The organism is Paenibacillus sp. FSL M7-0802 (genome assembly GCF_038004945.1).
In the GTDB taxonomy this organism is placed as follows: domain Bacteria; phylum Bacillota; class Bacilli; order Paenibacillales; family Paenibacillaceae; genus Paenibacillus; species Paenibacillus polymyxa_B.
In genome coordinates this window covers 722,575-744,963 of the sequence record NZ_JBBOSD010000001.1, presented here as the reverse complement: position 1 = coordinate 744,963, position 22,389 = coordinate 722,575, and the positions used below count along the sequence as shown (strand labels likewise).

Below are 22,389 nucleotides of genomic sequence, written 5' to 3'. Positions count from 1 at the left end.
AGGTGGTTCTTGTCTGTTAAGGCAGGCTTGTCTTACCCGAAGGTTATCTTACCTGAAATCAGGCGTAGCCTTACGATCAAAAAGCTTCATGCGTACCCAGAATATGTTGACGATTAACAGGACACCTGACATGATAAACAGTCCTTCGATGCCAATAAACCCGGATAGCACCCCGCCAATGACAGCACCCAGCATATTTCCGAGCGCTAGTGAACTGGTATTGAAGCCGAAAGAACGGCTTTCCATTCCTTCCGGTGTATACGTGCGAATCAACGCATTTACGCTTGGTAGCAGACCGCCCATAAATACACCCATGAAAAAACGGATAATGACAAGTTGCCATACTTCATTGACAAAAGCCTGCGGAATGAGCATAACCGCCGTTCCGAGCAGTGCAATGGTCAAGATCTTGTGCGCTCCTATCTTGTCACTCAATCTTCCAAGGAGCGGTGCAGCAACCATATTGGATACGCCTGTAATAGCCGTAACGAACCCGGCAATCAACGCAATTCCTTCTGCCGACCCATACAGCTTTTGCACATATAACGGCAGCAGAGATACCGTACTGATCATGGCAAACTGGAGTAGAAACGTTACGGTGAACAAAGCCGGAAGCTGGGGCGTATGGCTTAGCTCCTTTAATCCGGCAAGAACCGAAATTTGCGGTATACGTGCGGCTTCCGTTTTGCTGAAATTTTCTTTAACCAGAAACATTGCGATGAGCGAGGCTATAAAAATTAGAGCGCCTGTAATATAAAAGATCGGTCTGAATCCGACCCAGTCAGCCAAAAATCCGCCTAGCAGAGGACCGAGAATCGTGCCAGCCATCTGACCGGATTGCATAATCCCCATAGCGAATCCGGTTCGCTCTTTGGGAGTGGTACCCGACACTAGGGAAATCGATGCCGGATTGAAACCCGAAATCGTACCGTTCAGCAGGCGAAGCGCCAGCAGTTGCCACGGGTGGGTGACCAAACCCATACATCCGATGACCAAAGCCATACCAAAGCCTGAGCGAAGCAGCATGACTTTACGTCCATATCGGTCAGCCAGCTTGCCCCACAAAGGCTGGAACATAAATGAGGTCAAAAAGTTAGCGGCAAAAATAACTCCGGCCCATAGACCAATATCGTGCTCTCCCTTCACATGAAGGTCCTGAGCCAGATACAGGGCGAGGAACGGAGTAATCATCGTGATACCCGCATTGACCAGAAACTGACCGAACCAAAGCACAATGAGATTGATTTTCCACGTCTCCCACGTCTCCCACGTTTTCAATGTGCTTTCACTTCCTTTCTGCCCATTCTCATCCTGTTGTAAATCCTACTTATCAAAGCATAACTTCTCCGGAGCTTTAAAAAAGCCATTTCTCTAGTATAGCACACTTCATTGAAACTTTATCCAAATGTCATGGGTTTGTCATGGTTTGTTCGAGAGCTGCGGTTGTTACGACTCTTGAAAAAGGGCATAATAAAATATAGTATTTATGATTCGAACTGGAGGCTGAAGTCATGACCTACAATGATACTTTTATCCGCGCTTGCCGCAAGCAAGCTGTGGATCATATTCCCGTATGGTACATGCGGCAGGCCGGAAGGTATGACCCTGAGTATCGCAAAATTAAAGAAAAATACACATTGCTTGAAATATGCCGCCAGCCCGAGTTGGCCGCAGAAGTGACCTTGATGCCCGTGCGCAAGCTTGGGGTGGACGCTGCAATTTTATATTCTGATATTATGAATCCGGTAGCCTCGCTAGGGGTTGATTTTGATATTGTCAAAAATATTGGCCCGGTTATTGATAATCCGATCCGGTCAGCCGCAGACGTAGATAAGTTGCGTCCAATTGATGTGGAACGCGATTTGGGTCATATTTTGGAAACGATTCGTATTTTGGACCGTGAACTAAACGTGCCATTGATTACGTTCGCTGGAGCGCCTTTTACCATTGCAAGCTATTTAATAGAAGGAAGGCCTTCGAAAGGATATATTCGCACCAAAGCGATGATGTATGGAGAGCCTGAGCTGTGGCATCGCCTGATGGATAAGCTAGGAGACATGGTTATTACATACGTGCGAGCCCATATCGCTAATGGCGGTAAGGCTTTTCAATTGTTTGATAGCTGGGTAGGTGCGCTCTCGCCTTATGATTTTCAAACTTTTGTGCTGCCGACTATCACACGTATTTTCCATGAACTATCTGATCTGGATGTACCTAAAATTTATTTTCCGGGCGTAAGCTCTGGTGAATTGCTCCCACACTTGAATGGGTTAAAAGCCGATGTGATTGGACTGGACTGGCGGGTAAGTATACCTGAAGGACGTCGTCGTTTGGGCAACGGTTTTGGTGTACAGGGAAACCTGGATCCTTATGTGCTTACTGCGCCAATCGATGTTATCAAGCAGTATGCGAAAACCATTGTAGATGAAGGCATTTTGGAGCCGGGTTACATTTTCAATCTCGGTCATGGTTTATTTCCTGAGGCCTCGCTAGATAAGCTAAGAGAGCTTACTAATTATGTACATGAGTATTCCCGCTCGGTTTTGTCAAAAAATGAATACATTAGAAATGTTAAGAGGTGATCTGTTAATGAAAACAAAAGTGGGTGTACTGGTCATGTCCTACGGGACGCCGGAGAGTCTGGATCAGGTGGAAGCCTATTATACACATATTCGTCGCGGCAATGCTCCCTCGCCGGAGCAGTTAAAGGAATTAAAGGATCGTTATGAAGCTATTGTAGGCGGTGTGTTTCCGCTGCGGCAGAACACGGATCGGCAGGTTCAAAACTTGCAGGAAACCTTAAATCGGGAAAATCGCAACCCGGACATTGAATTTATCTGTTATCAGGGACTCAAACATGCCAAACCGTTTATTGAAGATGGTGTGGAAGCTATGGTGCAAGATGGCATTCGTACAGCGGTGGGTGTCGTGCTGGCTCCTCATTATTCCGTTATGAGTGTAGGCACTTATATTAAGCGCGCACAGGCTAAGGCACAGGAACTGGATCTAGCCATATCATTTGTGGAGAGCTATTATCTTCATCCAAAGCTGATTAAGACGCTGACTGAGCGTGTAAACGCCAAACTGGCGCTTTTTGAAGAAGCTGGAGCCAAGCGGGATGAGGTTCGTGTTCTGTTTAGTGCGCACAGCTTGCCTGAACGGATTTTGGCTATGGGTGATCCTTATGTTGAGCAATTAATGGCTACATCGCAGGCTGTTGCGGACAAGGCGGGAATTACCAACTGGCAGTTTACGTGGCAAAGCGCCGGTCGTACAGCAGAGCCATGGCTGGGGCCAGACATTTTGGATACCATGCACAGTCTTAAAGAGGAGCAAGTGGAGTATGTGCTGGCTGCGCCAGTTGGCTTTGTTTCTGATCACTTAGAGGTGTTATACGATCTGGATATTGAAGCACAGGCGTTGGCGAAGGAATTGGATATGCGTTTTCAGCGTATTGATTCACTCAACAGTGATCCACTGTATATGGAGACGCTTAGTGATGTCATCATAGACCAATGGAAAAAGGGATGAGGGCATAATGGAGCAAAAGTTACGTAATATTGTGATTGTAGGCGGAGGCTTGACCGGGCTTAGCACTGCTTTTTATACACGAAAAATGTACAAAGAAGCTGGCTACACACCTCGAATTACGCTGGTGGAGAAAGCTTCCGTGCTGGGCGGGAAAATTGAAACGCTGCATAAAGATGGTTTTGTAATTGAAAAGGGGCCAGATTCCTTTCTGGCCCGTAAAACGGCCATGATAGACCTGGCAAAAGAGCTGGAGTTGGATCATGAACTGGTGAGCACAAATCCTGAGGCTAAAAAGACATACATTTTGCATGAAGGACAGCTTCATCCGATGCCTCCTGGGCTGGTGCTGGGGATTCCAACAGAGCTGAAACCCTTTTTGCGCAGCGGCTTGATCTCTCTAGGCGGGAAAATGCGGGCTATGATGGATTTTGTCATTCCGCCTCGCCGTGTACCGGGAGATGAGGCGTTGGGTGATTTTATTGAACGCCGACTGGGCAAAGAAGTGCTGGAAAATGTAACTGAGCCACTGCTGGCGGGGATTTATGCTGCCAACATGAAGACGCTAAGTTTGCAGGCGACCTTCCCACAATTTGCTGAGGTAGAGCAACAATACGGAAGCCTCATTCACGGGATGATGACAGGCCGAAAACCAGCTGAAACACATACAGGTACGAAAAAAAGCGCCTTTTTGACCTTCCGTCAAGGCTTGCAAAGTTTGGTGCATGCGTTGCTGAATGATTTGTATGACTGTGATTTACGCACCGGAATTGCTGTTACAGAATTCACAAAGACCACGGAAAGTGGAGACAGCCCATATCGCGTTATGCTGGATAATGGAGAGACGCTGGAGGCGGATGATATTTTTGTAACGACTCCCAACTTTGCTGCTGCGCCGCTATTGCGAGATCATGTCAATGTGGCTGCACTGGAAGCCGTTAATTATGTCTCCGTAGCAAACGTGGTCATGGCCTTCGATAAAAAAGATATTGAGAATGTCTTTGACGGTTCTGGTTTTCTGGTCCCTCGCAAAGAAGGACGCAGCGTGACCGCTTGCACATGGACGTCTGCCAAGTGGCTACATACTAGCCCGGATGATAAGGTGCTGTTGCGCTGTTATGTAGGGCGAGCAGGAGCTGAAGACACTGTAGAGTTACCTAATGATGAGCTGATTGCACTGGTACGTAAGGATTTGAAAGAGATGATGGGGGTTACAGCAACTCCGTTGTTCACGGAAATTACACGTCTTCGCAATTCCATGCCGCAATATCCGGTAGGGCATCCGCAGGCTATAGCTGATTTGCGGGAAGAGTTACAAACTGCCATGCCAGGAGTGTATGTGTTGGGTGCTGGCTATGATGCGATTGGTTTACCGGATTGTATCCGTCAGGCTAAGGAATGGGCCTCCCATTCCGTACAAACGACACAGCAGGAAGCGGTCAAGGTACAGGTGTAAATGTTCAATGATGAACCCTTCGCGATGCAGGCGAGGGGTTCTATTTATATTGAAATTTGATATATAATGGAGAAGGTGTAAAATTCGCTAGCTAATAATGAAGTTATGCATATGCAATAGCATAGAAGGAGTGAAGAATGTACCCTCCCAGATCACAGAGAAATGAAGGTCGCAAGAAAGCGAGAAAACCAAAAATAGGCAAGGCTTGGATTATTACGAATCTGGTCCTGCTGCTTATGATCGTAGGTCTTTTCGGTTATTATTACATATTTGAACACGACAACAGTGGCTCTCTTGCGGAAAATGCCGGGTATTCGCAAACGGAGAAGAAAATCCAATCGGAATCTGCTAGTGAAGAGCGGTCTACTCCCTCGGTCAGTGAAAATGTTACAGCCTTGTCAAATAAACAGCTGGACGAAGGCCCCCATGCAGATAAACAATTTGCTGACGATGAAACGAAGCAATCTGCTGCTTCAGACACAAGCCATCGTCCCGCGACAACGTCTGACACAAATGCTCCCCAAGGCAGCTCTTCAGGAGCAAAATTATCCTCGGGGAAAGACGGGCAGGCAGGGAACGATACGTCTAAGGATGTATACGACGGTAATCCATCCGCCGATAAGGGAGGAACGGAGGATGTGAAAAAATCCAAAACAGACGGTGCAGATTCTCCGACAGTCACGCTTCACTTTGTAGGGGATGTGCAATTTTCCGGTAAAGTTGAGCAGCGATTGGAACAGAATGGGTTTGATTTTCCTTATCAATATCTCGGAAACTTGTTTCATAAAGACGATCTGACGATTGCCAATCTGGAAACGCCCGTGACAACGAATGGTGTGGGTGCGTTAAATAAAACGTATGTGTATAAATCTTCGCCCAAGGCGTTAACTGCGTTGGCTGCGGCAGGGATAGATGCTGTCAATTTGGCCAATAATCACATTTTGGATCAGGGCACAGACGGATTATTGGATACACTGAAATATCTGGATGAAAAAGGTATTTCCCATGCTGGAGCCGGACGTAATGCAAAAGAAGCGTATGCGCCGCATTATTTTGAACGTAAAGGGATCAAAATTGCGTTATTAGGGACTACACGTGTCATGCCTGAAGCCAACTGGAATGCAGGCGCCAAACTGCCCGGTGTAGCAGGAGCCTATGATTCGTCCGCTATCGTAAAGTCCATCCGTGAGGCACGAATGCAGGCCGATCTGGTGATTGTCATTGCCCATTGGGGGAAGGAGCGCGCTACTGCACTTGAGCCCCATCAGACCGAGTTATCGCATGCTTTTATTGATGCTGGAGCTGATCTTGTCATTGGCGGTCATCCACATGTGCTTCAAGGGATGGAGCAATATAAAGGTAAATGGATCGCATACAGCACAGGCAATTTCATTTTTTCTAAATCAACGGTGCCAGCCACTTGGGATACAGCGATATTTCAGGCAACCTGCACCCGAAAAGGGGCTTGCGAAATGAAGCTGACCCCTTATCGGGCGGAGCTGGGTCAACCGATCCCATTGAAGGATACGGAGGCCAGCAAAATTTTGCAGAGAGTGGCGGCACTGTCACCGGGAAATGTCTCGATAGGGACGGATGGTACAGTAAGCACTCAATAGAAGTTCGAAAAGAAATTTTTTATATGGAAATTGACGGAATGATCGTATGAGGGACTCCTTTGTGGATGGAGGTCATAACAAGATGAATCATTTGTGCGTGGCTCACCGCGGTTTTTCGGGTATTGCTCCCGAGAACACGATGGCAGCCTTTAAGCTTGCGTTGGAGCAGCCGTTTGTACACTGGGTTGAGCTGGATGTACAGCTGTCAAAGGACGGTGTTCCGGTGGTAATTCATGATTTTACGCTGGAGCGAACGACGAATGGTACAGGGAAAGTAAAGGATTCAGACTGGAAAGCATTGCAACAACTTGATGCTGGTAGCTGGAAAAGTGCAGAATACCGTGAAGAAATGATCCCTTCCCTCGCACAGGTACTGGATTTATGTCGTGGCCGCGCATCACTCAATATTGAGCTTAAAACAGCGGGAGATATGTATCCGGGACTGGAGAAAGCCGTACTCCGTGAAATTGTGATGAGGGGGATGGAGGGAGAGGTGGTATTAACCTCTTTTGAGCGTGCCGCATTACGCCGGGCTAAGGAGCTGTCTCCTGAGATCCGTACCGGATTGATTATCGATGCGCGCCCAGATGATTTGGCAACGCAACTGGAGCAGCTACATTGCACTTTTTTATCCATAGGCTATCCGCGTTTGGATCGAAACCTGATGAAAGATCTCACCGGACGCGGTATTGCTGTCATGGCGTGGACGGTGGATGACCGCCGTATAATGCGGAGATTGTCCTCAATGCATCCTGAATTGATGATTTGCACCAATTGGCCGGATCGCTGGGAGCAGGTTTTTTTGCTTTCCAAGCACCGGATGTGGCACTATATACGTAAACTTATTCGTTAATCAATTGAACTACATACGCGGGAAGGGTGACGGATCGTGATGAACGTGGAAATTCGTAATGTTTATTGTGTCGGACGCAATTATAAGCTGCATGCGGAGGAGCTGGGTAATGAGGTTCCCGCAGAACCGATGATTTTTTTGAAGCCGTCTCATGCAGTCGTGCCGCTGGATGGCGCCACGCTGGAGCTTCCTCAGGGGCAGGGAGATATTCATTTTGAGACTGAGCTGGTCGTGGCTGTAGGACGTAAATACGAACCAGGCATGTCTGCAGATACGTGTCTGAACGCATTTGCATTCGGCATTGATTTTACCCTGCGTGATGTACAAAGTATCCTCAAGAAAAAAGGCCATCCATGGACCGCCGCCAAAGGCTTCAAATCGTCTGCTCCTGTGACACGATTCCTGCCTTTAGAAAAATTGGACATGCTGGAGCAGCAGGATTTTTCCTTGCTCAAAAATGGACAGGAAGTCCAGCGTGGACATGTTAAAGATATGATTTTTTCTATCCAGCATATCGTTGAATACATAGCTACTCATTATGGGCTGGGTGAAGGAGATATTATTTTTACAGGTACCCCAGCAGGAGTAGGGCCTACAGCAAGCGGGGATCGCTTTGAGCTTTTGTGGGGGAGTGATCGTCAGGGAAGCTTCACCATTGCATAAATTTGTGAACGGCATTCATGGATGAGGATTAAAAAAGGGAATGTTCTTGGTAGTTGGGAAGTAAAGAGCGATTCCCGTAGATAAGCATTGTGAAGGCCGTGTCCTGTGCCAAAGCATGGGACACGGCTTTTATATAAGTGTAGAGCATTGTACAATAATATACAGAACGAAAAAAGAAAAACGGAGATTCATTTCAAAAGCGGGGGTATATCATGGACTGGATCATCGGATTGCTTTGTGCTGCTGTGGTGGCGGGAGCTGCATTTTATAAAAAATCCTTAACCTTATCAGGCTTTGCCGCGGCTGTACTGATGGGAACCGTATATTATGGGGCGGGTAACCTGTTCTGGTTCGGCACATTGCTCTTGTTCTTTATCACGTCGACCCTCCTGTCGAGGTTCAAAAAGGAGCGCAAGGCTGAGCTGGAAAAATCGTATGCCAAAACTGGAAACCGGGATGCAGGCCAAGTATGGGCCAATGGGGGATTAGGTATGCTGTTATGCCTGGGCTATGCGATATGGCCTCATGTTACGTGGCAGCTGGCTTTTGTCGGTGTCATGGCTACGGTAACATCCGATACGTGGGCAACGGAATTTGGCAGCCTGAGTCGTAGGCCACCCCGTTCGGTGCTTAACGGGAAGGTGCTCGCACCCGGAACCTCAGGAGGAGTATCTGTATTGGGAACGGCTGCGGCCTTGGCTGGGGGTGTACTGATCGGCATAGGTGCATGGGGCTTTGGACACGCCATAGGAACGCCGAGCTTGCCGTTATGGCTGTGGGCACTGGTTGGAGGTATATCCGGTAGCGCCGGGGCCTTTGCTGATTCCTATCTAGGTGCTACAGTGCAAATGATGCGTTCCTGCACGGTTTGCGGACGGGAAGTAGAAGTAGACTCACATTGTGGACAAACGACGGTCTATGTACGAGGCTGGCGTTGGATGAGCAATGATCGGGTGAATAGCATTAGTTCTATTTTCGGAGGATTGGTCGCTCTTGCAGGTATTTTTTTTATATTTTGAACACGGAGCTGGAGATCATTACAAGGAAAAAATTGTTATAAGAATTGACCGTGTTTCAATCCTTGTATAAGGAGGTGCTAAGATGGGCGATATACAAGGAGATAAATATGAAGCTATTTTGGACGCCGCTTACACCGTCTTTGGCACCAAAGGCTTTTATGAAAGCAAAATTTCCGAGATTGCAGAACAAGCGGGAGTTGCCAAAGGCACAGTATACTTGTACTTTAAAAGCAAAGAGCAGCTATTTACAGCAGTCACACGTAGAGATTGCGAGCAATACCTAGCCGAAATGCAAGGCGCATTAATCAATCGTACTTTGGGAGAAGGACTGCTGCGGATGGCAAATTTGCATCTGCACTACTATTTCAAGCGCAAGCAGCATACTAAATTATTTTTTATGACCCCCAACAGTGACCCCGACCTAATGGAGTTTATGTGGGGATTTATCCAGGACTATACTGATTTGGTCAAAAATAAACTGGCGTCAGAGGGTGTACAGCAGTCTGAGTTTCATGCGAAGGCTTTCATTGGTATGTTGGAACGCCTAAAAATGGATATTTTATTGAATAAAGATTTCCGCGAATGTGACGTAGATCAGACGGCTGAATTAGCGGCGAACTTATTTATGCATGGCTGTAAAGCCGGGGTACAAAAATCCTGACATCTTGTTGCTAAAAAACCGTACTGACTTCGTTCAGGTAACGGTTTTTTTAATCATTGGCTGTGACTGTGTTAAAATAAACAGGATGCATCACAAAATAGGGGAAGAGTAGGGAATCCGTATGAATATTATGACCGTTGAACATATAACGAAAAGCTATGGCGAGAAAATGTTGTTTGAGGATGCTTCCTTTGGTATGGATGAACGTGACAAAATAGGGGTCGTCGGTGTAAATGGTACCGGCAAATCAACGTTTTTACGGGTAATTTCCGGCTTAGAGCCGCCAGATGATGGCAATATTGCAGTGAACAACGATGTGCGAATTCAGTATCTAGCACAAAATCCGGAGTTTGATCCCGAAATGAAGGTGCTCCAGCATATTTTTCATGGCAACCAGCCTGAGATGAAAGCGGTCCGTGAATATACGGAAATCATGGAGTTGTTGGAGTTAAATCCGGGTAGCGAGGAGCTTCAAAACCGTCTATTGCGAGCAAGTCAGCAAATGGATACGTTCCAGGCATGGCAGCTGGAGAGCGAGGCCAAAAATATACTTACCCGACTGGGGATCACCCAGTTTGAGTCTCGTATGGGCGTTCTATCCGGCGGGCAGCGTAAGCGGGTGGCTTTGGCGGCGGCTTTAATCCAACCCTGCGAGTTGCTCATTCTGGACGAGCCTACAAACCATATTGATAATGAGTCTGTTGAATGGTTGGAGCAGTATTTGCAAAAAAGACGTGGTGCGTTGTTAATGATCACGCATGATCGCTATTTTCTGGATAGAGTTGCAAATGTCATGCTGGAGCTGGATCATGGCCGCCTTTTCCGTTATGAGGCTAACTATACCCGTTTTCTGGAGCTGAAGGCAGAACGCGAGGAGCGGGAAGCGTCTACGGAACAAAAAAGGAAGAACTTGCTGCGTAATGAGCTGGCCTGGATTCGTCGTGGAGCAAAGGCTCGTTCCACCAAGCAGAAAGCGCGTATTGACCGATATGAGCAGCTTAGGGATCAGCAACCGGAAGCTCGTTCTGGATCTGTAGATATGTCTGTCGCCTCCACACGTCTGGGTAAAAAGATATTGGAGATCGAGCATCTGTCCAAATCGGTAGATTCCCGTAAGCTGATACAGGACCTGAGCTACATTGCGGTTCCTGGTGATCGTGTTGGTATCCTAGGTCCTAACGGTAGTGGGAAATCCACTCTGCTCCAAATGATTGCCCAGCACATAGAACCGGATTCCGGCAACGTTGTGCTGGGACCGACGGTGAAGCTTGGCTATTTTACTCAGGAACATCAGGAAATGAACGAATCATTACGTGTTATTGAATATATTAAGGAAGAAGCCGAAGTGATTCGTACAGCAGACGGATCGACGATTACAGCAGCACAAATGCTGGAGCGTTTCCTGTTTGCACCAAGCGCACAATGGACGGTTATTTCCAGGCTGTCTGGGGGCGAAAAACGGCGCTTGTATCTGCTTCGTGTTCTGATGTCGGCACCGAATGTGCTATTGCTGGATGAACCAACAAATGATCTGGATATTCAGACCCTTTCCGTTTTGGAAGACTATCTGGATGAATTCCCGGGCGTGGTGTTTATTGTTTCTCATGATCGCTATTTCCTGGATCGGACAGTAGACAAAATACTGGCGTTTGAAGGGGACGGACAGGTACGTGTACATGTAGGCGACTATAGCGAGTATGCAGAATGGATCAGTAAAAATGCTCAATCTTCTGTGAATACGTCTGTCTCGACGAGTACGGTTTCCTCGAATCGCTCTTCCGCGCCTAAGTCTGCGGGTCCTTCCGATTCAGTCAAGGAGACAAGTAAAACCAAGCTTAAATTCACCTTCAAGGAACAGCGGGAATATGAGCAAATTGATGAACTGATTGAACAAGCCGAACAGAAGTTGGCCGACATTCAGCGGCAGATGGAAGAGTCTTTCAGTGATTCAGCACGACTACAGGAGCTCATGGCTGAGCAAGTAAAGGCCGAACAGCATCTGGAGCACCAAATGGAACGCTGGACCTACCTGAATGAGCTAGCCGAGCAGATTGAACAAAGTAAATCTTAAAAACACAAAAGCAAGTCACCATTCAGAGTGGGGGCTTGCTTTTTTTATCGAATTATTAATACGTTTTTCATATTAAAAGCGAGTCAATTATATATTTCTAATATTAAATTACAGTGGGTATAATGGATTGCAGATGGAGGGGAGGAATTGAAAATGGAATATCGTAAACTTGGAAAAAGTGGTTTGATGGTAAGTGAGATTGCATTGGGGAACTGGATCACCCACGGTGCCCAAGTGGATGATACCATAGCGCAAGCCTGTGTAAAGGCTGCACTAGACTCAGGGATTACCACGTTTGATACCGCTGATGTGTATTCGGATACCCTGGCGGAAACGGTTTTGGGTCATTCTTTAAAGGGAATACGCCGTGAAAGTATTGAATTATGTACTAAGGTTTTTCATCCCACAGGTACCGGACAGAATGATAAAGGGCTGTCTCGTAAACATATCATGGAGGCCTGCCATGCTTCTCTTCGACGCCTACAAACGGATTATATTGATGTATATTATGCACACCGTTTTGATCCAACCGTATCGCTTGAAGAAACTTTTTTGGCCTTATCCGACTTGGTGCGGCAAGGGAAGGTTTTGTATGTAGGAGTAAGCGAGTGGACAGCAGAGCAGATTAAGCAAGGAGCTGCTCTGGCTAGGGAATTAAAGGTCCCATTCGTGGCAAGTCAGCCCCAATATTCCATGCTGTGGCGTGTCATTGAAGCTGAAGTGATTCCCGCTTGTGAGCAGGAAGGGATTGGGCAGGTGGTTTGGTCACCTCTGGCACAAGGTATCCTTTCTGGTAAATATACAGCAGACAAGCCGTTACCCGAGGGTTCACGAGCTTCTACGACAGCAGGGTCACCATTTTTCGAACGTTTGGCTGGACAATGGTTACGTAAAGAAGTCCTTTTGGCAGTAAAGAAAATTCAGCCGATTGCAGAAGAATGCGGACTGACGCTGCCCCAGCTTGCAGTCGCATGGGTTTTACAAAACCCGCAAGTGTCCTCAGCTATTATCGGTGCTTCCAAGCCCGAGCAGGTTAAAGAGAACGTAAAAGCTGCGGGTGTCCGTCTAGATGGGCAGGTCATGAGACAATTGGATAGCGTTTTAAATGGTATTGTTGAACGTGATCCGAGAAAAACAGGTTAAGATATACGATCAAGGAGATTTACATGTCTAACTCTTCGTTACAAGCTGTTTCTTCAACCACTTCCAGAAAATGAGTCAGAACAGTTTCATGTGCACCTGTTTTCCATGCAGCATAAAGTGGGATGGACGGAGACTCTTCTTGAAATGAACGAAATACGACATCACTGCGTTGAAAGACAGATACGGAAGAGGGGACAATGGAGATACCTATACCCGCCGCTACCAAGTTAACGATCGTATACATTTGAACGGCTTCCTGTACGATTTGAGGCTGAAATCCGTGTTGTCCGCAAAAGTCGAGTATGAGATTATGAAAAGAAGCTCCCATATGAGGCGGAGACAGGATAAAAGATTCGTCCGCTAAAGAACGTAAAGACAAAGTTGAATGGTGGGCTAACGGATGTGTCTGAGGAAGAACGGCCATGAGTGATTCGTTGGTGTAAAGACGAGAAGTGATATGTATAGATGGATCTGCACTGCGCAGGAAGCCCACATGAACTTTGCCATCGTGTATGGCTTTTAGTTGTTGGGCAGATGTCATTTCAAATAACGTAAGCTTCACATCTGGGAAGCGCTCTTGGAATTTCTTCAAGGCATTAACCATCAGACTGCCAGAGGCTGAATCTACAAAAGCGATGGATAATTGTCCGAATTTCCCCTGACTTGCAAGCTGTGTGATCTTAATAGATCTTTCCAATTGAGCAACCATATTTCTGGATTCTTCTAAAAATATCGCTCCTGCTGACGTAAGTCGAACTTGTCTTTTGGTTCGTTCCAAAAGCTTCACACCAAGCTCTTCTTCAAGGCTTTGAATTTGTTGGCTCAAGGGAGGTTGGGTGATATTCAGTTTTTTCGCAGCACGGTTAAAATGCAGTTCTTCCGCTACTGCGATAAAGTAACGTAGTTTTTTCAGATCCATAGCTGTGATTTCCTTTCACTAAGCCTTCACCGACCTATTCTCCAGTGGAACAGGTCGGTTTTTATCGTTCGAATTAAACTGTCACATAAGCTGCAAGCAGACGTGCAGTGTTCACCACGGCCTGCTTGTGCGTGCGCTCCATTGCATGGGAGGCGTGTACGCCAGGGCCGATCAACGCAGCACGGATGTTATTACCTGCTCTTAGTGCAGCCGAAGCGTCCGAACCGTAGTGCGGATAAATATCTACAGCATACGGAATATTCAGCTCTTTGGCCAGCTCAATCAGACGGGTCGTCATATTATAGTCGTAAGGCCCGGAGGAATCTTTGGCACAGATAGAAACATCCGTTTCCTTGCAGCTCAGATCTTCACCCATACAGCCCATATCGACAGCTATCATCTCACTGATTCCTTCAGGTATGTAAGCCGCTCCGTGCCCCACTTCCTCATAGTTAGAAATGAGCAATTTAACGGTATGTCGAGGCTTCCAGTTTCCATGTACAGCAGATTCCAGTAGACCAAACAGTGCAGCTACACTAGCTTTATCATCCAGATGCCGTGACTTGATAAATCCACTCGGTGTTACGACTGGACGCGCATCGAACGAAATAAAATCGCCCACCGCAATACCGAGCTGAAGCACGTCTTCTTTTGACTCAACAAGCTCGTCAATCCGAACCTCCATGTGGCTCTCCTTGCGCTCAAAGCTTCGTGCATCATCATAGACGTGCACGGATGGATGGCTGGACAGAATAGTACCCGTATACGTTTGTCCGCTTCGGGTATGAATAAGGCAGTATTCGTTCTCAATGCTGTTCATCATGAAACCGCCGACGGATGTCAGACGTAGGGTGCCTTGTGCTGTAATCGAACGTACCATCGCGCCCAATGTATCCACATGTGCGCTCAGCGCCACCGTACGGTCCGTTTCCTGACCTTCCAGAGTCAAGATGGCACCGCCTTTTGCATTCCATTCGATGGGTACCCCGAGGCTCTCAGCTTCCTTATGAATCAGCTCCATCACATGGTGTGTGTACCCACTGGGACTGGGCGTGTTCAGTAGCTGATTTAAAAAGTTCATCATATAATCTTCATTTAATTGAATCGTCATTTGTTGCTCCTCCTCATTTGGACAACCGATCAGGGTTAGAGGACGGTTGCTCTATATCTTGGTCGAAAGTAGACCCTGTGCTGGAAGACCCAGTCGTGTCATAGGTCACATCCGCGTTTGCTTCCACCGTGGATGTGTGCTCTTCTTGTAATGTATGAAGCTGAGTAGTCAGACGTTTAATCTCTCTCTGAAGCCTATATTGGCGGAAAATACCGAAAGAACCGACAATAAGTCCACCTAGAAGAGTGCAACCAAGAATAAGCAGAATCAAAGGAATGCTAACCATACTGAATAGAAGGTTCACTTGAACCGAATTCACATTAATAACAGCAAATACAGCTGTTAACAGAGCAATAACAAGAGCTGCGATCAAAGACCATTGTGTTTTCAAAATGCCACCTCCTCCCGTTACATTATAAAATCCCTTGCCCGCCATGGACAAGGGATTTATCCGTGCATCATTTCAATGCTGGATTTTAAGTGCGCACGGTTTTACTTTCCTTCAGTTAGCTTTTCCATTTCTGTAATGACTTCTTCGAATACGCTCATCGCTTCGCGAATCGGCTGCGGAGAGGACATGTCAACACCAGCTTTTTTCAAAATATTAATTGAATAATCACTGCCACCGCTCTTTAAGAAGCCCAAGTAACGATCAACGGCTGGTTGGCCTTCTTCCAGAATCTGTTTCGAGAAACTAGTTGCTGCCGAGAAGCCAGTAGCATATTTGTAGACATAAAAACTGTTATAAAAATGAGGGATCCGTGCCCATTCCATTTCAATGTCTTTGTCTACCTTCATGCCAGGCCCGTGATATTTCACATTCAGATCATAGTAAATCTCCGATAAAAGCTGCGGTGTAAGGGATTCCCCCTGTTCAGCGCGTTCATGTACAATTTTCTCAAATTCCGCAAACATGGTTTGACGGAATACCGTTGTGCGGAATTGATCTGCATAGTAGGTGAGAAGGTACATTTTCTCTTTCGGATCGGTTGATTTGTTCAGCAAGTAGTCCATTAGCAACGCTTCATTGGTTGTGGATGCCACTTCAGCCAGGAAAATGGTGTACTGTGCATCTCTATACTTCAATGCGTTGTCTGAATAGTACGAATGCAACGCATGCCCCATTTCATGAGCAAGTGTGAACATGCTGTTCAGGTTGTCTTTATGATTCAGCAGCACATATGGGTGGGTACCATAAGCTCCCCAACTGTATGCACCAGTGCGTTTGTTTTCATTTTCGTATACATCAATCCAGCGCTCATCATAGCCTTTTTGCAACGAAGCCAGATAGTCCGCGCCAAGTGGCTTAAGGCCTTCCTTTGTTTGCTTTTTGGCGTCTTCATACGTAATGTCCATCTTGTATTCGTCCACAAGCGGAGCGAACAAATCATACATATGGAGCTCATCCACACCTAACAACTTTTTACGCAGTTTGATGTAACGATGGAGCAGGGGTAAGCTTTCATGAATGGTGTCAATGAGATTCGTGTACACTTCCTTCGGAATATTGTCACCGTACAGTGACATTTCCAGTACAGAAGGGTATTTGCGAACACGAGAATAAAAAATATTCTTGTTTACATTGGCACTTAGTGTAGAAGCAATTGTATTTTTATTTTTGGCATATGTGTCATATACCGCTTTAAAAGCACGTTCGCGTACTTCGCGGTGTGGACTTTCGAGGAATTGAATGTAGCTGCCATGAGTCAGTTCAACCTCTTTGCCGTTCTCATCCTTAATTTTTGGAAACTTCAGATCAGCGTTGTTGAGCATGCCAAAAATCGTTTGTGGGGCTTGAGCCAGATTGCCAACCTGAGCGAGCAGCGCTTCTTCTGTCTTGCCCAAAATATGTGCTTTTTCCCGCTTCATTTCTTGAAGTGTAAACCGATAATCTGCAAGCTTCGGATCTTCAATGAAGGCATCGAGCTGTTGATCCGGCAGTGCCAAAATTTCAGGCGTCACAAAAGAAAGAGACTCGCTAACCTCAACGCCTAATTTTTTGGCTTTTTGCGAAAGACCCTGGTATGTAGGTTCAGCTGTATCCTCATCATGATGCAGATGTGCATACACATATACACGCTCGGTTTTAAGCGACAATTCATCTTCCAATTTAAAGCAGCTGCCAATCGACTCTGCTGAATTGAGCTTGCCTTGGAATTGTTCAGCCTTTTTGGCTAGTTGTTTGACTTCTTCGTATTCTTGATCCCATGCTTTGCGGTTGGGAAACAAATCTTCCAGTTTCCATGTATTTTCCACTGGCGCATTAGCGCGTTTTACAATTTCACTCATGGAGAGCCTCCTCTGATCGAACGTAATGTGGGGTAGAGCTGCGGCAGTAAGGGACGGATGCCAAAACGAAGAAACCGCCACGCTTACCGTAAGCAGCAGGGCAAGAGGTTTTACAGGATGCATGTAACGGCAGATCCTCCTTATACCATGGCTTGTTATGCCATAGTATGACCTCTTACGCCCGAAAGTATAATTTTCCTTACTGTGGGTTGGAACCTATATTTAATAAGCTGTATACAATAAGATAAAAGGCAAGGCAAACCATGATTACAGCAGTGAGGGCCATCCACTTTTTGAGAGGAGTCGGTATCGTATCACGCTTCATGATCAGCACTCCGCCCAGCGTGAAGGCCAGAATAATGAAGATGAGATAGCTGTTGGACACCATGAATAGGCTAGACCTGTTTGAAAGCGTTCATGATCCGCTGCCACTCTTCCTCATTATCTTGAAAGGACTGCTTGGGAAACCGATTTTGAGCCCAATGCATCAGCGCCGGACGGCTTAAAAACGTGTGGGCTTCCTCGCCCCAATCATCGGATATTTCCCGTAGAACGATGTAACGGCCCTGCACCTCGACAGTCATCATGTTCCAATTGTCTTTTTTGTATATTTCGTGTTTTTTCATCATATGCATGTCTCCGATTTTATAGATGTTTTGGTTCATGATACCGCAGTTTCCGCCGCAAAAGCAAATCATTCCAGCCCGAAAAACCAGGAAAAACATCAATTGCATTGTGAAAAAGCATGAAGTATAATATGGATATTCGCCATAGATGGCGGTATTTTTAGGAGGTTGTTCACTTGAAAGGTACAGTTAAATGGTTTAACGCAGAAAAAGGTTATGGCTTCATTCAAATGGATGGTGGCGAGGACGTATTCGTACATTTCTCCGCAATCCAAGGCGACGGCTTTAAAACTTTGGAAGAAGGTCAAGCGGTTGAATTCGAAATTACTGAAGGTAACCGTGGACCCCAAGCAGCTAACGTAATCAAACTGTAAGTGTAACTGAATTGTAAGAATGGTTCCGTTTCTACGGATGTCTTATATATTACGGTTAAACTATGAATTGAGAGCGCAGTTCCTTAAATTTAAGGGACTGCGCTTTTTTGCGTAAATACGTTGATGATATGAGAAGATTGAGCAGGAATAGGGTATTATACGTAATAAAACTAAGCAGAAGACATCTTAAATTGAAGGAGTTGAGAAAATGAGTGCAGCAGAGGCTAGTCGTAAGCCTTCCCTGATTGAAGGTCCTATTGCCAAAACGCTGTTTATGTTCTCTTTGCCGATGCTGTTCGGAAACATTCTGCAATCCCTGAATGGAACGATCAACTCGATCTGGGTTGGAAAGTTTCTGGGAGAAGCCGCATTGACTGCCGCTTCCAATGGAAATATTATAATGTTTTTTCTTATCAGTTCGATTTTTGGCGTCACCATGGCTGCCACTATTATGATCGGACAAAATATCGGAGCAGGAGACGTAGCTGAAACCAAGCGTGTAGTAGGTACAAGTGCAGTCTTTTTTCTGGTGCTCGCTTTTGCTATAGGTATTATCGGATTTTTGAGTGCGCCTTGGATTCTTCATGTACTCAATACACCTGCCGAATCGGTGAATATGGCGATCACGTATACACGTATTATTTTCGCAGGCATGCCCTTTTTGTACGGCTATAACTACATAATGACTGTAATGAGAGGGGCTGGAGATTCCAAAACACCATTTTATTTTCTAATCGTTTCCGTCGTACTGGATGTACTACTCAACCCGCTGTTAATATTCGGATGGGGACCGATTCCTGCTATGGGCATTGGAGGTTCCGCTACTGCTACCCTGATCGCTCAAGGGATCAGCTTTGTGTTGATCCTCATTTACCTATATCGAGTAAAATATTTTTTGCGCATTGCTTCTTCAGAGCTTCATTTACTCAGATTTGATTGGAAGATTATTTGGACCCTAATCCGTAAGGGAGTGCCGATGGGGTTGCAAATGATTGCTGTCTCCACCAGCGCGATTGCTTTAATGAATCTGATTAATGGCTACGGAACAGTGGCAGCAGCAGCTTATACAGCAGCCAATAATTTGTCCAGCTATGTGCAGATGCCGGCAATGGCGTTAGGTGCAGCCGTATCTTCCTTTGCCGCTCAAAATATCGGAGCCGGACGTTGGGATCGAGTGCGCATGACAACCTGGATTGGGATTGTGTATAATTTTGTGTTGACTGGTGGAGCTGTGGTATTAATTTACGTGTTTAACCGTCAGGCCTTGCTCATGTTCCTTCCTTCTACGGGGGGTGCATTGGAATTGGGTATGCGGATTAATCTGATCACTTTGTGGTCTTTTGTTATATTCGGTGTTACCAATGTCATTACAGGTGTTGTTCGATCAACGGGTTCCGTAATGATACCGCTTTTAATTACCATTATTTCATTATGGGGCATTCGTATACCTTTGGCCTATGCATTTGTCGATGAGTATGGTCTAGATGCTGTATGGTGGAGTTTTCCTGTTGGTTTTGCTATCTCTGCCGTAGCAGTCATTTTCTATTATGCTTTCGGGAAATGGAAGCAGGCAAGCATGGGAGAGGGAATCCAAGGGGTGAAGCCAGCAGAGGACAAGGGATAAGTAGGCGGTAGGCCAATTATACTATTTGCGATTAAAGTCTTATAAGGATAGATTTTGTGTAACTCCTATTTTTGACTAATAAAACATTACAGTTATAAAGTCTTTTTGTGAGAATAGCTCATTTTTCTTGAATTTTAAAGAAAAAAGTGAGGTTGTTCATTTGTGCTAAAAGGACGAACATATTATAATGGATATGGTTTGGATAGGTATAATTACGTAGACAACAATGTGGAGGCACCGTCATTTGAGTTATGTTGAGCAAGGACGTTATCAAGTACCGAGAGGCCCCATAGGTCTAATGAGCCGAATGTACAAGCACATTCTCCCTGAAACGAAACTAGAATTGAGTAACTGGAAGAGCAAGGCCGAACAAATTCCGGACCCTGAGCTGCGAAGCCAGGCGCTTGCGAGCATAGCGGATAAGACGTTTCACTGCGTGGGTGGGGCGGTTTATGCCGCAGCCAATATGTCTGCCCGGCAGACGCTAATTCCGCTGATCGTAGCGTATCAGACCATTAGTGATTATCTGGACAACCTGTGTGATCGCAGTACGTCCATGGACCCGGATGATTTCAGGCTGTTGCATCAGGCTATGCTGGATGCGGTTAATCCGACGGCTAGGCCAGTGAATTATTATGAGTTGCGTCGTGAGCAGGAGGATGGCGGTTATTTGACCGGGCTGGTGACAACCTGTCAGTCTTGTGTAAGCAGGCTTCCGGGCTATGAGGCGGCAATGCCTTACGTTCAGGATTTGGCGCGATTATACACGGATTTGCAAGTATACAAGCATATTAAACCCGAGTTGCGGGAACAAGCGCTTTTGGACTGGTGGTCGCTTCATAAAGACCGTACACCAGAGTTGCGCTGGAATGAGTTTGCTGCGGCTACCGGTTCAACTCTGGGGGTCTTTATGCTGTTTCTTGCTGCCAGCGACCAGCATCTGACCGATGCAGGGGCTGCCTCAATACATGCATCGTATTTTCCACATGTGTGCAGTCTTCATATTTTGCTGGATTATCTAATCGATCAAGACGAAGACCGGAAGGGCGGAGATCTTAACTTTTGCAATTATTATGAAGATACCGACATGATGCTAGACCGGATCGCCTACGTTGTGAATCGGGCGCGGGCTGATATTGCAGATGTCCCTGCCAGCTCCTTTCACCGGATGATTATCGAGGGATTGCTGGCTTTATATTTATCCGACCCTAAAGTTAGCGAGCAGCAGGACGTTCGCGCTGTTTCGAGACGTTTAATGAAAAATAGTCCGCTCATGCGTTTGTTTTTCTTATTAAACAGTCGATGGATAAGAAGGCTTATATGATTATTTTGAGGAGGTCATAAATCATGACAGCAGTTAAGAAAATTGCAGTATTAACAAGTGGTGGAGATTCACAAGGGATGAACGCGGCAGTTCGCGCCGTCGTACGTAGCGGATTGTATTTTGGACTGGAAGTATTCGGGATTCAACGCGGTTATCAAGGCCTTTTGAACGATGATATTTTTCCAATGGATCTGAGAAGCGTTGGAGATATTATCCAACGTGGGGGTACTGTACTTCAATCTGCAAGATGCTTGGAATTTACGACTGAAGAAGGGCAGAAAAAAGGCGCTCAAATTTTGCGTAACCGTGGAATTGACGGCGTAGTCGTGATTGGTGGAGACGGTTCCTATCAAGGAGCTAACAAACTGACCAAGCAGGGCATTAAAACCATGTGTCTTCCGGGTACGATTGACAATGACATTTCCTTCACGGACTACACTATTGGTTTTGATACAGCGGTTAGTATCGTAGTGGATGCAATCAACAAGCTGCGTGATACGATGTCATCCCATGAACGTTCTTCCATCGTGGAAGTTATGGGACGTCATTGCGGTGATATTGCTCTGCATGCGGGTCTGGCTTCTGGCGCAGAAACGATTTTGGTGCCTGAGGTAGAATTTGATCTGAATGAAGTATCCGATCGGATGAAACAAAACTTTAAGCATGGCAAACGCCACAGTATCATTATTGTTGCTGAGGGTGTAGGCAAAGGCGAAACAGTAGCACAGGTTATCCAAGAAAACTGTCCGGATTATGAGCCTCGTGTTACAGTGCTTGGACACATCCAACGTGGAGGCACACCAACAGCGTTTGACCGCAACCTGGCGAGCCGTTTGGGTGACTTTGCTGTTCGCCAATTGATCGAGGGCATATCTGACAAGGCTTGCGGAACGATCGACGGTAAGTTGGTAGCTACAGATATTGACAAGGTTGTAAATACCAAAAAAGATTTCAATATGGAGCTTTATGAGCTGGCCTTGCGTTTGTCCCAATAATAAGAGCCTTTATGTAAAATAGATCGGCTCTGATATTGGAAAAGATCAAAATTATGCGGATGACCCGAGTCATCCGCTATTTTTTTAGCTTTGAATCCTATCAGGAGGTAGTCATAC

21 protein-coding genes are annotated in these 22,389 nt (G+C 46.1%); 14 read left to right on the top strand and 7 right to left on the bottom strand.

Annotation, left to right across the window (positions count from 1 at the left end):
* Positions 1–48 precede the first annotated feature (48 nt).
* Complete coding sequence (locus MHB54_RS03745) at positions 49–1,278, bottom strand: MFS transporter (protein WP_053325151.1); 1,230 nt, start codon at positions 1,276–1,278, stop codon at positions 49–51.
* Between the two features lie 233 nt (positions 1,279–1,511).
* Between MHB54_RS03745 and hemE the strand changes: the two genes are divergently transcribed.
* The 10 genes from hemE (at position 1,512) to MHB54_RS03695 (ending at position 13,010) form a co-directional block, all read left to right on the top strand.
* Complete coding sequence (hemE, locus tag MHB54_RS03740) at positions 1,512–2,582, top strand: uroporphyrinogen decarboxylase (RefSeq protein ID WP_023987997.1); 1,071 nt, start codon at positions 1,512–1,514, stop codon at positions 2,580–2,582.
* Positions 2,583–2,589: 7 nt separating this feature from the next.
* Positions 2,590–3,531, top strand: a complete 942-nt coding sequence (hemH, locus tag MHB54_RS03735) for a ferrochelatase (RefSeq protein WP_068940250.1) — start codon at positions 2,590–2,592, stop codon at positions 3,529–3,531.
* Positions 3,532–3,538: 7 nt separating this feature from the next.
* Positions 3,539–4,984 (top strand): protoporphyrinogen oxidase, encoded by a 1,446-nt coding sequence (hemG, locus tag MHB54_RS03730; protein WP_023987999.1) that lies wholly within the window; start codon positions 3,539–3,541, stop codon positions 4,982–4,984.
* 137 nt (positions 4,985–5,121) lie between these two features.
* Positions 5,122–6,600, top strand: a complete 1,479-nt coding sequence (locus MHB54_RS03725; RefSeq protein WP_069079869.1) for a CapA family protein — start codon at positions 5,122–5,124, stop codon at positions 6,598–6,600.
* A gap of 82 nt (positions 6,601–6,682) precedes the next feature.
* Positions 6,683–7,453, top strand: a complete 771-nt coding sequence (locus MHB54_RS03720) for a glycerophosphodiester phosphodiesterase (protein ID WP_069079868.1) — start codon at positions 6,683–6,685, stop codon at positions 7,451–7,453.
* Between the two features lie 39 nt (positions 7,454–7,492).
* Positions 7,493–8,116: a fumarylacetoacetate hydrolase family protein gene (locus tag MHB54_RS03715; protein WP_023988002.1), complete on the top strand. Its 624-nt coding sequence runs from the start codon at positions 7,493–7,495 to the stop codon at positions 8,114–8,116.
* A 212-nt stretch (positions 8,117–8,328) separates the two neighbouring features.
* On the top strand, positions 8,329–9,135 hold the full coding sequence (locus tag MHB54_RS03710) for a DUF92 domain-containing protein (RefSeq protein WP_068940251.1): 807 nt from the start codon (positions 8,329–8,331) through the stop codon (positions 9,133–9,135).
* 82 nt (positions 9,136–9,217) lie between these two features.
* On the top strand, positions 9,218–9,796 hold the full coding sequence (locus MHB54_RS03705; RefSeq protein WP_028542833.1) for a TetR/AcrR family transcriptional regulator: 579 nt from the start codon (positions 9,218–9,220) through the stop codon (positions 9,794–9,796).
* A gap of 121 nt (positions 9,797–9,917) precedes the next feature.
* On the top strand, positions 9,918–11,867 hold the full coding sequence (locus MHB54_RS03700; protein WP_053325157.1) for an ABC-F family ATP-binding cassette domain-containing protein: 1,950 nt from the start codon (positions 9,918–9,920) through the stop codon (positions 11,865–11,867).
* Positions 11,868–12,020: 153 nt separating this feature from the next.
* Positions 12,021–13,010 carry an aldo/keto reductase family protein gene (locus MHB54_RS03695; RefSeq protein WP_023988006.1) on the top strand — a complete coding sequence of 330 codons (990 nt, stop codon included), beginning with the start codon at positions 12,021–12,023 and terminating at the stop codon, positions 13,008–13,010.
* 19 nt (positions 13,011–13,029) lie between these two features.
* On the opposite strand, the gene MHB54_RS03690 is transcribed toward MHB54_RS03695, so the two are convergent.
* The 6 genes from MHB54_RS03690 to MHB54_RS03665 all read right to left on the bottom strand — a co-directional run bounded on the left by MHB54_RS03690 (position 13,030) and on the right by MHB54_RS03665 (position 17,958).
* Entirely contained in the window at positions 13,030–13,929 is a 900-nt protein-coding gene (locus MHB54_RS03690) for a LysR substrate-binding domain-containing protein (RefSeq protein WP_071558935.1), read from the bottom strand.
* Positions 13,930–14,002: 73 nt separating this feature from the next.
* The gene (locus tag MHB54_RS03685) at positions 14,003–15,040 is read right to left on the bottom strand and encodes a M42 family metallopeptidase (RefSeq protein WP_028542829.1); all 1,038 of its coding nucleotides are present in this window, start codon (positions 15,038–15,040) and stop codon (positions 14,003–14,005) included.
* Between the two features lie 13 nt (positions 15,041–15,053).
* Complete coding sequence (locus MHB54_RS03680; RefSeq protein ID WP_028542828.1) at positions 15,054–15,476, bottom strand: LapA family protein; 423 nt, start codon at positions 15,474–15,476, stop codon at positions 15,054–15,056.
* A 56-nt stretch (positions 15,477–15,532) separates the two neighbouring features.
* Positions 15,533–17,329, bottom strand: coding sequence for an oligoendopeptidase F (pepF, locus tag MHB54_RS03675; RefSeq protein ID WP_076157023.1), 1,797 nt, complete (start codon positions 17,327–17,329; stop codon positions 15,533–15,535).
* 199 nt (positions 17,330–17,528) lie between these two features.
* Complete coding sequence (locus tag MHB54_RS03670; protein ID WP_025715827.1) at positions 17,529–17,717, bottom strand: hypothetical protein; 189 nt, start codon at positions 17,715–17,717, stop codon at positions 17,529–17,531.
* A 7-nt stretch (positions 17,718–17,724) separates the two neighbouring features.
* Positions 17,725–17,958, bottom strand: coding sequence for a hypothetical protein (locus MHB54_RS03665; RefSeq protein ID WP_013309704.1), 234 nt, complete (start codon positions 17,956–17,958; stop codon positions 17,725–17,727).
* 173 nt (positions 17,959–18,131) lie between these two features.
* Here MHB54_RS03665 and MHB54_RS03660 point away from each other — a divergent pair, with 173 nt between their 5' ends.
* From MHB54_RS03660 to pfkA, 4 genes are all read left to right on the top strand, one after another.
* On the top strand, positions 18,132–18,329 hold the full coding sequence (locus tag MHB54_RS03660; RefSeq protein WP_013309706.1) for a cold shock domain-containing protein: 198 nt from the start codon (positions 18,132–18,134) through the stop codon (positions 18,327–18,329).
* Positions 18,330–18,537: 208 nt separating this feature from the next.
* Entirely contained in the window at positions 18,538–19,953 is a 1,416-nt protein-coding gene (locus MHB54_RS03655; protein WP_264453919.1) for an MATE family efflux transporter, read from the top strand.
* Between the two features lie 244 nt (positions 19,954–20,197).
* Positions 20,198–21,277 carry a tetraprenyl-beta-curcumene synthase family protein gene (locus tag MHB54_RS03650; protein ID WP_013309708.1) on the top strand — a complete coding sequence of 360 codons (1,080 nt, stop codon included), beginning with the start codon at positions 20,198–20,200 and terminating at the stop codon, positions 21,275–21,277.
* Positions 21,278–21,300: 23 nt separating this feature from the next.
* Positions 21,301–22,272 carry a 6-phosphofructokinase gene (pfkA, locus tag MHB54_RS03645; RefSeq protein ID WP_023988013.1) on the top strand — a complete coding sequence of 324 codons (972 nt, stop codon included), beginning with the start codon at positions 21,301–21,303 and terminating at the stop codon, positions 22,270–22,272.
* Positions 22,273–22,389: the final 117 nt, after the last annotated feature.